General features: G+C 69.5%; 6 protein-coding genes. 4 read left to right on the forward strand and 2 right to left on the reverse strand.

Annotated features, from left to right (window positions below; genetic code table 11):
• Positions 1–2: 2 nt before the first annotated feature.
• The 4 genes from O3I_RS29180 to O3I_RS29195 are packed head-to-tail and all read left to right on the forward strand — an operon-like array spanning position 3 to position 4,540.
• Positions 3–284, forward strand: coding sequence for an acyl carrier protein (locus tag O3I_RS29180; protein ID WP_014986612.1), 282 nt, complete (start codon positions 3–5; stop codon positions 282–284).
• A complete protein-coding gene (locus tag O3I_RS29185) occupies positions 281–2,623 on the forward strand; it encodes an MMPL family transporter (protein ID WP_014986613.1) in 2,343 nt (780 codons plus the stop codon). Before O3I_RS29180 ends, O3I_RS29185 begins: the two co-directional genes overlap by 4 nt.
• A 25-nt stretch (positions 2,624–2,648) precedes the next feature.
• Positions 2,649–3,635, forward strand: coding sequence for an enoyl-CoA hydratase/isomerase family protein (locus O3I_RS29190; RefSeq protein WP_014986614.1), 987 nt, complete (start codon positions 2,649–2,651; stop codon positions 3,633–3,635).
• 29 nt (positions 3,636–3,664) lie between these two features.
• A complete protein-coding gene (locus O3I_RS29195) occupies positions 3,665–4,540 on the forward strand; it encodes a MaoC/PaaZ C-terminal domain-containing protein (protein WP_014986615.1) in 876 nt (291 codons plus the stop codon).
• On the opposite strand, the gene O3I_RS46870 is transcribed toward O3I_RS29195, so the two are convergent.
• A complete protein-coding gene (locus O3I_RS46870; RefSeq protein ID WP_014986616.1) occupies positions 4,527–7,745 on the reverse strand; it encodes a type I polyketide synthase in 3,219 nt (1,072 codons plus the stop codon). The genes O3I_RS29195 and O3I_RS46870 overlap by 14 nt on opposite strands.
• Positions 7,746–7,765: 20 nt before the next feature.
• Positions 7,766–13,411 carry a type I polyketide synthase gene (locus O3I_RS29205; RefSeq protein WP_014986617.1) on the reverse strand — a complete coding sequence of 1,882 codons (5,646 nt, stop codon included), beginning with the start codon at positions 13,409–13,411 and terminating at the stop codon, positions 7,766–7,768.
• Between the last annotated feature and the right edge of the window lie 36 nt (positions 13,412–13,447).

The raw sequence follows: 13,447 nt of genomic DNA on the forward strand, positions 1-13,447 counted from the left end.
TTATGAACAGGGTCGAGATCGAGGAACGCGTCATCGCGTTGATCAGCGAGACGATGGCTTTGCCGGTCGAGGAAATGTCGGATCCGGCGACCAACCTGCGCGAAGACCTCGGCATGGATTCGATGGATTTCGTCGACCTGCTCGTCGATCTGGAGCGCCACCTCGGACACCGGGTCGATCGAGAACTCCTGGTCGACATCCGCACGGTGGGTCAGGTGGTCGACCTCGTCGACGACCTGGCCGCGCGGCGGGCGCAGGCGGATGCGGCCGAGGCCATTCGTTGACCCGGCAGGCGCCCCCGGCGGCGGAGCGCGACGACGCCGGCCGGGACCCGGCCGGCTCCGGTGACGGAACCCGTTCGGGCTGGCCGGATCTGGTCGCGCGATTCACCGCCGGACGGGTCCGGTCGCTCACCGTGGTCTGGATCGTACTGCTCCTGCTCGGCGCGCTCGGCGGTGCCACCCTGGCCGATTCGCTGAACAGCCAGGGCTGGGACGTGCCCGGGTCGGGCACCGTCGCGGTCCGCGACGAGCTCGCCGCGGGCTTGGCGGGCCGCGGCGCGACCGACGTGCTGCTGGTGATCCACGACAAGCAACAGACCGTCGACAGCCCCGCCTTCGAACAGCGAGCGCGCGAGGTGTTCGAGACCACCGTCGCCGACGCGCGGCTCCAGGTGAGCGGCAGCTTCGGCTGGAACACGCTGTCGCCGTTGAACCGAGGGAAATTCGTCGGCGCGGACCGCCGCACCGTCACCACCGCGATCGGGATCGGCCTCGGCAACGACGAGGCCACCAAAAAGGTCCCGGTGGTGCAGGAGGATCTCGGCGCGCGATTCGAGGAGCAGGGCCTCGATGTCGCCATCCTCAGCGTGCAGGGCATGCAGGGCGAGGCGAACAAACTCGCCGCCGAGGGCCTGATCCGCAGCGAGCTCCTGGCTTTCCCGTTGATCGTCATCGTGCTGCTGCTGTTGTTCCGCAGCGTGCTGGCGATGATCGCGGCGATGGCGGTCACGATCACCGGGATCGCGGTGACGCTCGGCATCATCGCCCTCATCGCGGCCCGTACCGAGCTGTCGATCTTCGTCGAGAACATCGTCCTGATGCTCGGTTTGGGTGTCGGCGTGGACTATTCGCTCGTCATGATCAAACGGTTCAAGGAGGAACTCGCCGCGGGCAACGATGTGCACGCCTCGGTGCTCCGTACCCTGCGCACGGGCGGCCGTACCGTCGCCACCTCGGGCCTGACCATCATCGTGGCGGCACTGCCGCTGTTCATCGTCCGGATGAACACGATCGTCTCGCTGGCCGTCGGCGCGGTGGTCGTCGTCGCGGTGACCACCTTGACGTCGTTGCTCCTGCTGCCGGTGCTGCTGCAGGTACTCGGTCCGCGGATCAACGCGGGAAAGATCCCTATTCCAGCGCGATTCCGCACCGACGAGTCCGCCGACGAGACCCGCTTGGCGTCGCATCGGTGGTATCGCCTGGCGGTGACGGTGATGCGACACCGGTTCGCCTTCCTGGGCGCGGGTATCGCGGTGCTGGTCCTGCTCGCGATACCGGCGGCGGACATGAAACTGTCGTTGCCCGGCCCGGAGATCCTGCCGTCGTCCTCGGCGATCGGACGCGGATTCGACCGCGTCGCAACACAATACGGTCCGGGGGTGGCCGCGCCCATCCAGGTCGTGGTCCGCACGGACGCCGCGGTCACCGACCCGTCGATCGGCGCCGAGCTGAGCGAGTTGGTCGCCGATCTGTCGGCACTCCCGGATGTCGCCGCGGTCAACTCCGCACTGACTGTCACGCAACAGATCTCACCCGGGTTGCAGTGGCAGGCACTCGACTCGGCGGCATTCGACCGGCTCCCGGCCGACGCGCAACAGGGCCTGCGGTACTACGTTTCCGACGATCGACGGAAATCCGTGGTCGAAGTCATCTCGACCCGCCCCTTCGCGGACGAAGCCACGATCACCCTGCTGGACCGGGTTCGCGATCGCACCGAAGCCCTTCCGGCCACGATGCACGCCGATGTCGGCGGCAATACCGCACGAGCGGTGGACCCCAACCACGAGATCGAGCGAAAGCTGCCCTGGGTCATCGTGCTGATGCTGATCGCGCTCTACGTCGTACTGCTGATCTCGTTCCGCTCGATCTTCCTGCCGCTCAAAGCGATTCTCATGAACGGGCTCGCGGTGGGCGCGACCTTCGGCGTCCTCGTCGCGATCTTCCAGAAGGGCTGGCTGCCACAGGTACCCGGGCTGGACCAGCCCGGCTATCTGCTGTCGTTCGCCCCGATCCTGGTGCTCGCGTTGATGGTCGGGCTGAGCACCGACTACGAGGTGTTCCTGCTCAACCGAGTCCGGGAGCGCTACCTGCAGACCCTGGACAACCACGAAGCGGTCGCCGTCGGCATCGCCCGCACCGCGCCGCTGATCACGGGCGCGGCGGTGCTGATGATCGCGGTGTTCGGCGCGTTCGGCTTCGGCGGGTTCCTGCCGATCGAACAGATCGGCATCGGGCTGGCCATCGCGGTCGCCCTGGACGTCACCGTCATCCGCAGCATGATCGTGCCCGCGGCGATGAGCCTCATGGGCCGCTGGAACTGGTGGCCCGGCGACAAGACCTGAATCCGTTGCAAGGGAGTGATTTCCGATGGAAACGTTGACACTGAGCCAGACCGGGCGGGTGGTCACCGCCCGCTACGCCGATCCGCCGTCGAACTTCGTCACCGCCGCCCTCATCCGCGATCTCGATCTGCTGACGAGGGCTGTGGAGGCCGATCCCTCGGTCGGAGCCGTCGTGTTGACCGGCGGAGTGGACGGCCGGTTCCTCGGGCACGCCGAACCGAGCGCACTGCGCGACACTTCCGCCATGGCGCCGCGGCTGCCCGCGCCCCTGCTGCAGATCGGCGTGCGCGCGCTGGATCTCGTCCTGCGGTTGCCCGGCGCCGACACCGCGGCCGAACGTTTCGGTGGCGCCGCGGGTGTCGGCGCGGTCTGGGCACACCGCTGGCGGCAGACCGTCCTGCGGATGAATCGCTCTGGTGCGGTGTATCTTTCGGCGATCAACGGCCCGGCGCTCGGCGGCGGCTTCGAGCTCGCGCTCGCCTGCGATCTGCGGTGCGCCGCCGACGACGCACGCATCGTCCTGGGCAATATCGAGATCCTGGCCGGGTTGTCCACCGGCGGTGGCGCGAGCCAGCGACTCGCTCGCATGCTCGGCACGGCGCGCACGCTGGATCTGCTGCTCGACGGCGCCACCCTGACTGTGCGGCAGGCACTGCAGGCAGGCCTCGTCGAGGCCGTGGTACCGCCGGCCGAACTGCTCGAATACACCTGCGCCACGGCGGCTCGGCTGGCGACCCGTCCCAGGACCGCGGTGCGCGCCGTCAAGCACAGCGTCTACTTCGGTGCGAGCCAACCACTTTCGCAGGGACTGCGCACCGAGGCCGCCGAATTCCTCGGCGCGGCATCGTCGGCCACCGCACACCGCCGCCTGACCGCACTCGTGGACGACGTCGCCGCGCTCGGCGACACACCGTTCCTGGCCCGGCCGCAGAACTGGCGCGACGGTACGCGGGTCGGTCGTAAATACGCTGTGCCCGATCACGGGTCTGCTTCGTTGCCCGCGCCGTCCTGACCGGCTCACTTCGACGAATGGGTAGACCTATGAGTTCATCCACCGAGCAGCTGTCGAGTAAACCTCGGATCGGTGAGTTGTATCTGCGCGCCTTCGTCGGCGCACTGCCGATCCCGGTCCTCAATGCGCGGCCGCGGGCCCTGCCGAGCACGAAACTGACGCTGGCCGGCGCACGCATTCGTCGAACCGAACTCGACACGTATCGCGCAGCCTGCGGCCTCACCGACAGCGGCGCACTGCCGCTCACCTATCTGTCCGTCCTGGCCAATCCGGTCGCGATGCGACTGATGGTGGCCCGGGACTTCCCGTTCGCGCTGCCCGGTCTCGTCCACCTGCGCAACGTCATCGAGCAACGACGACCGCTGCGCGGCGACGAACTGCTGGACATCACCGTGCACGCGGCGGATCTGCGCGACCACCGGCGGGGCAAGGTCTTCGATCTGATCAGCGAGGTGTCCATCGCCGGAGAGCCGGTGTGGAAACAGACAGCGACGCTGTTGAAACCGCAGAAGCGTCCCGCTGGTCCCCGCCCGGACGGCAGGGGCGACGACGCGCAGGCACCGTCCGGCGCGCCGTTGCGCGTCGATCAGCGCACTGTCAACCGATACGCCGCCGCCTCCGGCGACTACAACCCGATACATGTCTCGGGAATCGGCGCCCGCATCCTCGGGTTCCCCGGTCCGATCGCGCACGGAATGTGGCAGGCAGCAGCCGTTCTCGGCTCGATACCGGGCGAGATCCCCGCCGCGTGCGCCTACGACGTCACCTTCGGCAAGCCGATGATCGTTCCGGGCGAAGCCCGCCTGGCCGTCGAACGCACGAACGACGGGTCCGGTTGGTACCTGTCACTGCGGCACGCGGGCAAGGGATTCGCGCATCTCACCGCGTCCCTCACCCCGCGATAGTCCGCAACCACGGCTCGATGGCGCGCGCGGCCTCGGCGGCGTGCGCGTCCAGGATGGAGAAGTGATCGGCGGCCACCTGCACGTGCGTCCCGCCGATCTGCCACTGTGGCGCGGCAGCAGCGGTGCCGGTCGCCGACAACGCCAAGACCGGAACAGTGATCTGCGCGGGGTGCCATTCGTCGAACAACCGCAGATAGTTCGCCATCGCCAGCAGATTGTCGTCACCGAGTACGACGCCGCCCGGATCGAGGCTCATGATGTGCCGCATCGCCCAGCGGAAGGTCTCCTGCCGATGCGCGGGAGAGGGGTCGAAGGTGTCGATCAGCACGAGCCCGGCCGGCGGGCGGCCCGCGCGGTCGAGGTGGTCGGTCAACGAGTGCGCGAGAACCCCGCCGATCGAATGACCGAGCAGCACGAAAGGCAGGTCGCCGCAGGCCGTCATGATGGTGTCGGCGAGGGATTCGAGTGCCGCCTGCCAGGAGTCCGGCTGCGGGCAGGCACCGCCGAACCCCGGCAGCCGCACCGCGAAAGCGCGCGGCCGAGTGGTGAACTCGGTGGTCAGACGGATGAATTGGTGCGGACCCGAGCCCGCCAGGAAGGACGGGACACAGACCACGACGGGCGTAGCTCCCTCGGACAGCAGCATGGCCGATCCCGGATGCGCGCCGCGCGTCGCCGAATCGAAAGTGTGCCGATAGCGGGAAGCCGAGACGAGCATCTCGACTCCGCCGAGGAGATCGCCCGCCGCGTCGGCCCGGCGCAGGAGAGCCGTGAGCGTATGACCACCCCCGGCGGGGGCCTGCGGGGGCGGCGGGGGTTCGGCGACCGGTTCCAGCCAGAACCGGCTGCGTTGAAAGGGATAGGTAGGCAAATCGATCCGGCGACCGGGCGGGATCAGGCGCGACCAGTCCACAGCAGCACCGCAGGCGTAGGCCGAAGCAACGGCACCGGCGATATCGTAGGTGCCGGTGCGGTCGAACGGCGCCAAACCCGCCAGCACGGTCGCCCTTCTCGCACTGTCGATTTCGGCGACCTGCTCGGCAACGCCGCTCGGTCCGTCCGCTCGGGGACCGAGTTCGACGAGGGTGCGATAACCGGCCGCCACCAATTCGGCGAGTCGTCGGCCCGGCGGCTGCACCGTGTTCGAGACAGCCTCCCGCGCAGCCTGTTCCAGCGTGGTATCGCCCGCCAGCAACCGGCCGGCCGCGGGACAGACGTTGTCGTCTATCACGGGTACCGACGCCGGCAGATACTGCTGCCACACCGCCGCGGATGCCACCGCGAGCGCGAACAATCCCTGCCGTGCGACATCGTCCCGGTCGGCCGGTGGCGCACCTGCCGCCCCGGTCACCACCGCGAGCAGGTCTGCGCCGCCGTTGCGGAGCAGCGCATCGGCACAGGCCCGGAACCGCTCAGCGAAAACCGGTGCGGCACCGAGAAGGTCCGCTACGGCGCGAGACCACCCGGCACGGTCGGACCCGACGACGTAGGCGACCCGATGTCCCCCCTTCGTCCCGGCACCGCGGGCGATGCCATCGCTGTACGTCATCCGTTTCGGTGCGGCCTGTTCCGCGAGTACGCGCAGGGCCGAGCGCAATTCGGCCATGCCGGTACCGACGATGGCGGCGCGGTACTCGAGATGTGCCCGGGTGGTGGCCAGACTGTGAGCGAGGTCGACGGGCCGTTGCGCGATATGGGCGTCGAGCCACGAACTCAGCTGCGCTGCCCGCGCCGTGAGCGCGCCCGCGGTCCGCGCCGACAACAACCATACGGTCGGCGACGCGGGATCCGGCTGCGCGGCAGCGGTTTCCACTGCCTGCGTGGCGGGCGGTTCCTCCACTATGACGTGGGCGTTGGTACCACTGGCGCCGAACGCGGAGACCCCGGCGCGGCGCGGCGCATCGGCACGGTCTCGACGCCACGGCCGATGACTGCGCAGCAGCGAGACGGCCCCGTCGGCCCAATCCACCCGGCTGGACGGCACCTCCGCGTGCAACGTCCGCGGCAGCGTGTCGTGCCGCAGGGCCATGATCATCTTGAGCAGTCCGCCCACCCCCGCCGCCGCCTGAGTGTGACCGATGTTCGACTTCAGCGAACCGAGCCACAGCGGATGATCCGCGCGGTGATCGCGCCCGTAGGTCGCGAGCAGCGCGTTCGCTTCGATCGGGTCACCGAGCGTGGTGCCGGTGCCGTGCGCCTCCACCGCGTCGACATCGGCCGGGCCGAGATCCGCGTCGGCGAGTGCGGCGCGGATGACGCGCTCCTGGGCGGGACCGCTCGGCGCGGTCAGGCCGTTGCTGGCGCCGTCGGAATTCACCGCCGACCCGCGGAGCACGGCATGAATGTGATGGCCGTTGCGCTGCGCGTCCCCGAGCCGTTCCAACAGCAGCAGACCCATACCCTCCGACCAGCCGGTGCCATCGGCGTTGTCCGCGAAGGATTTACACCGGCCATCCGGTGCGAGTGCGCGCTGCCTGCTGAACTCGAGGATGACCGACGGGGTGGCCATCACGGTCGCACCACCCGCGACCGCGAGATCGCTCTCGCCCCGCCGCAGCGACTGCATCGCCAAATGCGTCGCCACCAATGACGAGGAACAAGCCGTATCCACCGTGAGCGCGGGCCCGTGGAAACCGAAGGTGTACGCCACTCGGCCCGACAGCACGCTGCCCATCATGCCGAGTCCCCAACGGCCGTTGAGGGCATCCGCGTGCTGGGCGGACAGCCACGTGTAGTCCTGATACATCGTGGCGGCGAACACACCGGTCCGGCTGCCGCGCAGGGCAGCGGGGTCGAGGCCCGCGTGTTCCAGCAACTCCCAGGTCCCCTCCAGCAGCAACCGCTGCTGTGGATCCAGCGCGATCGCTTCCCGTGGGCTCAACGCGAAGAACCTCGGGTCGAAATCGGCCGCACCCGAAATGAATCCGCCGGAACGGACATAAGAGGTGCCCTTGTGGTCGGGGTCCGGGTCATAGAGCCGGGCCAGGTCCCAGCCGCGATCGTCGGGAAAGTCGCCGATCGCGTCGCGGCCCGCCGCGACCAACTCCCACAACTGCTCCGGCGAACGAACACCACCCGGATACCGACATGCCATGCCGACGACCGCGATCGGCTCGCGGCGCTGTGCCGCCTCCGCGCGCAACCGCACGTTTTCCTTCATCGTCGTGCGCAACGCACGCACCAGCTGATCGGCGTCAACGGCCATGGTGGACAACCCCTGTCGAGTCAGTCTTCGGACAGCGCCAGCCGGATGAGCGACTCGGCGTCCAGCACATCCAGTTCTGTCCCGGCCGACTCGTGTTCGGCCGCGAATTCCGTTGGTGTGCCTGCCGAGCCGAACATCGCCTCGTGCAAGTAGTCCGCGATCGCGGCGGGCGAGGGGTGATCGAAGATCACGGTGGTCGGTATCACCAGGCCGGTTTCGAAGCTCAGCCGGTTGCGCAGTTCCACCGCGCCCAGCGAGTCGAAGCCGAGATCGGTGAAGGCCCGTTCCGGATCGACCGCGTCGCCGGACGGATAGCGCAGGACACTGGCGACCTCCACACAGACCAGCCGCAGCAACTCCGATTCCCGTTCGCTGCCCCGCAATTGCGCCAACTGCCTGCCGAACGTCCCGGACGCCGCAGTGGCGGCGGGGGCGGGAACGAGATCCGCGAGTACCGGCGAAAGCGGGATTCCCGACGCGCGCAGCGCGACCGGATCCAGCGCCAGCGGGATGACGGACGGCTCGGCGCAAACGGCTGTCGCGTCGAACAATCTCAGTCCCGCTCGCCGCTCCAGCGGCAAGAACCCGGCGCCCGCCAGGCGCGCCCGGTCGGCCGCGGTCAGCTCGCCGGTCATCGCACTCGGCTGCGCCCACATGCCCCAGGCCATCGACACCGCGGCGAGGCCATGTGCCCGCCGCCAGCCGGCCAGCCCGTCCAGAAAGGCGTTGGCGGCAGCGTAGTTCGCTTGACCCGGTGCACCGAGCACGCCCGCTGCCGACGAGAACAGGACGAACGCGACGAGGTCGAGCTCCGCCGTCAATTCGTGCAGATGCCAGGCCGCCGCCACCTTCGGGCGCAGCACGCGATCCAAGCGCTCGGCGGTCAACGCCTCGAGCACGCCGTCGTCGAGGACGCCGGCCGCGTGCACGATCGCGCGCAGCCGATGCCCGGCGCGGACCCGGGCGAGCAGCGACGCGAGCTGGGCACGATCGGCGACATCGCACGCGGCCAGCTCCACCTCGGCACCCGATTCCCGCAGCCGGGCAACGAGTTCCGGCGCACCTGGGGCCTGCACACCGCGCCGGCCGACCAGAATCAGCCGCCGCACACCGTGTTCGGCCACCAGGTGTTCGGCGACGAGGGCGCCGAGTCCGCCGGTACCGCCGGTGATCAACACCGAGCCGTCGAGCTCCGACCAGGGCGCGCCACCGTCCGGCGCGCGCATCGGCCGCAACCGCGGCACGAGCACCTGCCCGTCCCGCACCGCCAGCTGGGGAATACCTGCGCGCAGCGCGGAGCCGAGAGTGCCGGCGTCGACCGAGGGCTCGATATCGGCGAGCAGGAACCGATCCGGATGCTCGGTCTGGGCGCTGCGGACCAATCCCCACACGGAGGCCACCCGGGGATCCAGCACATCCGCGGGCCGCGCGGATACCGCGTCACGGGTGCAGAACATCAATCGGCTTCCGGCACATCGACTCTCCGACAACCACTCTTGTGCCAGGCGCAATGCTCGAGCAGCGATCGTCGCGGTCGCGGCCGGCACGTCGTCCGTGTCGGCGATCGATGCCGAGACGTGCTCGGTGGGGTCGACGACGACCAGGTCCGGCACGGCGGCGCCGGACTCGATATCCGAGATCAGCGCGGGCAGGTCGGCGTACCGACGCGCACCGGCGACCTGCGCCGTGCCCACCGCCGCGACCGCCACCGGATCCGACGCCTGCGCGGTCAGGTCGATGCCGTGCCATTCACAACGGAACAACGAATCCGCCGCAGCGGTCCGCGCCGCGTCGAGCTGCGACAGCGAAACCTTGCGTGCGAGAACAGAGTCCACTGAGATGACCACGGCACCGGACTCGTCGACCGCGGTCATCCGCACCGAATCCGGCCCCGCCGCGGTCAACCGGACCAGCAATCCGGACCCGGATCGCTGCGTCGGGTGGATCGTGACCCCCGACCAGAGGAACGGCAGCCACACCGTGCCGTCCTCGTCAGGACGTTCCAGTAACGCGGCGTGCAAAGCGGCGTCGAGAGTTCCCGGGTGCACGAGGAATTCGCCGGCGTCCACTCCGGTAGGCGCGGGGTCGATCCTGGCGTAGAGGCTGTCCCCGTGCCGCCATGCCGCGCGCAGGCGCTGGAATTCCGGCCCGTATCCGAGGCCATGCCGGGCGAGTTCCGGATACAGCCCATCGATGTCCAGTGCGACGGCACCCGGCGGTGGCGCGGCCGACAGTGGTTGCGCGACAGTGCCATCGGCACTCAGGGTGGCCGTGGCATGCCGGGTCCATCCCGCACCCAGGTCGGCATGCAGCGTGAACGACTGTCTGCCGGCACCGAGCGGCTCGAGCCGGGCTTGCACCGCTACCGCCCGATCAGGCGGCACCACGAGCGGCGCGTACAAGGTCAGCTCGGTCAGCGCCGGTGTGCCCGAACGGCGACCGAGATGCGTCGCGATCTCGACGATCGCGGCGCCGGCGACCACGATGGCGCCGAAGACCGTGTGATCACGCAGCCAGGGCTGGGTGCTCGCCGACCAGCTGCCGACGAACAGCGAGCCGCTCCCCTCGGCCAGCTCCAGCGTCGCGGCGAACAGCGGATGCCGATCGGGGACGAGGCCGCAGTCATCGCCCACCGGCGCCGCCGGTGCCCGCTCGACCCAGTAACGCTGCCGTTCGAACGGATAGGTGGGCAGTTCGAGCCGCCGTGCGCTCGCCGGTGGGCCTGCGGACCAGGTCACCGGCGCGCCGCCGACGTAGGCCGTGGCCAACGCCGTGAGCAGGGTGCGGCCCTCGGACCGGCGCGGTCGCATCGTCGGGACCACCACCGCGTCCTGCTCGGAGTGGGCGAGATGTCCTTTGGCGAGCACCGAGAGCTGGCCGCCGGGACCGGCTTCCAGGAAGGTGTCGACCCCCGCGGCGGTGAGCCAGGCGAGCCCGGCACCGAATCGCACGGTATCCCGGACATGCCGCACCCAGTACTCGGCGGTGCCGAAATCGTCGGCGGGCGCGCCGGTCAGGTTCGAGACGACAGGTATCCGTGGCCTGCCGACGGTGATCCGCTCGGCGATGTCGGCGAACTCGGCCAGCATCGGGGCCATGAGCGGCGAGTGGAAGGCGTGACTGACGGTGAGGCGTTTGATCCGCCGCCCGGCCGCCGACCACCGCTCGGCGATCGCGGCGGTCTCTTCGTGCGGGCCGGAAAGCACCACCGCCGCAGGCCCGTTCACCGCCGCGACGGCCACGTCGGTCCCCGAAGTGCGCAGATCGGCGCGGATCTCGGCCTCCGTGGCCTCCACGGCGATCATCGCCCCGCCCGCGGGCAGCGCCTGCATGAGCCGGGCGCGCGATGCCACCAGCAGGCAGGCGTCCGGCAGGTCCAGCACGCCGCTCACGTGTGCGGCCGCGAACTCACCGACGGAATGCCCGATCAGGTAAGCCGGTCGCACGCCGAAGGATTCGAGGAGCCGGTACAGGGCGACCTCGACAGCGAACAGCGCCGCCTGGGTGTAACCGGTCTGGTCGAGCAGGCCCGGTTCATCCGTGCCCGCGATGATCCGGTCGAGCGGCCGATCCAGGTGCCGATCGAGTTCGGCGTGCACGTCGCGATACGCCGTCGCGAAAACCGGGTACAGCGCAGCCAATTCGGTGCCCATGCCGAGGTACTGGGCGCCCTGCCCGGGAAACATCACCGCCAGGGTGGATCTGCGATCGAGCCGGATACGTCCCGTGAGCACCGCACCGCTCGCCGCCCCGGTGGCCAAGGAGCCCAGGGCGCTGCGCAATTCGGCGCTATCGGTCCCGATGAGGGCCGCGCGGTGCTCCAGATGTGCTCGGGTCTCGGCGAGCGCGCTCGCGAGTTCGGCAGGGTCCTGACCCGGATGCGCGTCGAGCCAGGCACCCAGCCGATCAGCCTGCAGCGCGAGCGCCCGTGGGGTGCGCGCGGAGAGTACCCACACCGCAGGCGTCTCGGACACGGGTTGCGGCGGGACGGAAACCGATTGCGCCGGTGGCTCTTCGACGATGACATGCGCGTTCGTGCCGCTGATGCCGAAGGCCGACACCGCGGCGCGGCGACGCCTGCCGGACTGGTCCGATGGCCACGGCACGGCGTCGGTCAGCAGCGAGACCGCGCCGCTTGCCCAGTCCACTTTCCCAGAGGGCGCATCGACGTGCAGAGTGCGCGGAAGTGTGTTGTGCCGCAACGCCATGACGGTCTTGATCAGCCCGCCGACGCCCGCGGCGGCCGAGGTGTGACCGATATTGGACTTGAGGGAGCCGAGCCACAGCGGGCGGTCCGTCGATCGCGATCGACCGTAGGTGGCGAGCAATGCGTTCACCTCGATCGGGTCGCCGAGGACGGTGCCGGTGCCGTGCCCTTCGACGGCGTCGACGTCGGCGGGAGCGAGTCCGCCGTCGGCCAGCGCGGCACGGATCACTCGTTCTTGCGACGGGCCGTTGGGCGCGGTCAGGCCGTTGCTCGCGCCGTCGGAATTCACCGCCGAGCCGCGCAGGATCGCATGCACGTGATGGCCGTTGCGTCGTGCGTCGCCGAGCCGTTCCAACAGCACCAGACCCATGCCCTCGGAGAATCCGGTGCCGTCTGCCCCCTCGGCGAAGGATTTGCACCGGCCGTCCGGCGCGAGCGCGCGCTGCCTGCTGAACTCCACATGCACTGCGGGAGTGGACATCACCGTGACCCCGCCGACGACGGCGAGGGTGCTCTCGCCACGACGCAGCGACTGCGCGGCCAGATGCACCGCCACCAGCGAGGACGAGCAGGCGGTATCGATGCTCAGGGCAGGCCCGAGGAACCCGAACGCATAGGCCACCCGGCCCGACGCGAGGCTGTCCATCATCCCGAGGCCCCATCTGCCTTCGAGGCCGGCCGCCGGTTCCCGAGTCAAATAGCAGTAGTCGCCGCTGCAGACCCCGAGGAACACGCCCGTCGCGCTACCGCGCAGGCTCGTCGGATCGATGCCCGCATGCTCGAAGAGTTCCCAGGCGCCCTCGAGCGGCAGCCGGTGCTGCGGATCCATCGCCACCGCGTCGTGCGGGCTGATCCCGAAGAATTGCGGATCGAATTCCGCTGCTCCGGAGAGGAACCCGCCGTGTCTGGTGTAGCTGGTGCCGAGATTGGCCGGATCCGGGTGGTACAGCCGCGACAGATCCCAGCCGCGGTCGTCCGGGAAATCGCCGATGGCATCGCGCCCCTCGGCGACGAGCGCCCACAACTGCTCCGGCGAGGACACTCCACCCGGATAGCGGCAGGCCATGCCGACCACCGCGATATCCTCGTCAGAGTTGCCCGTTTGTTCCGGAAGCCGTTCTGCCACAACCGCTTCAGAGAGTCCTGCCACGCTCGGCGCTATCCGGTCGAGCAGGTATTCGGCCACCGCCGCAGGATTCGGCCGGTCGAACAGCATCGTGAGCGGCAGCTCCAGGCCAACCGCTCTGGACAGCTGTTCGGTCAAGGCCAGACCGGCCAGCGAGTTGTATCCGTAGTCCAGGTAGGCCCGGTCCGGCACCACCTCGTTCGGCGCGCAGCCGAGCAGTGCCGCGGTCTCGGTGAGCACCAGATCGAGGCAGAGCCCGTATCGCTGATCGGGCTCGGAGCGCGAAACACGGTGCGCGAAAGCCGAACCCGAGTCGTCCGTCGTGTCGGTCATGCGGATCTTCTTTCGGTGACGTCTGGTTGCCCGGAT

This window comes from Nocardia brasiliensis ATCC 700358 (assembly GCF_000250675.2).
Taxonomy (GTDB): Bacteria; Actinomycetota; Actinomycetes; order Mycobacteriales; family Mycobacteriaceae; genus Nocardia; species Nocardia brasiliensis_B.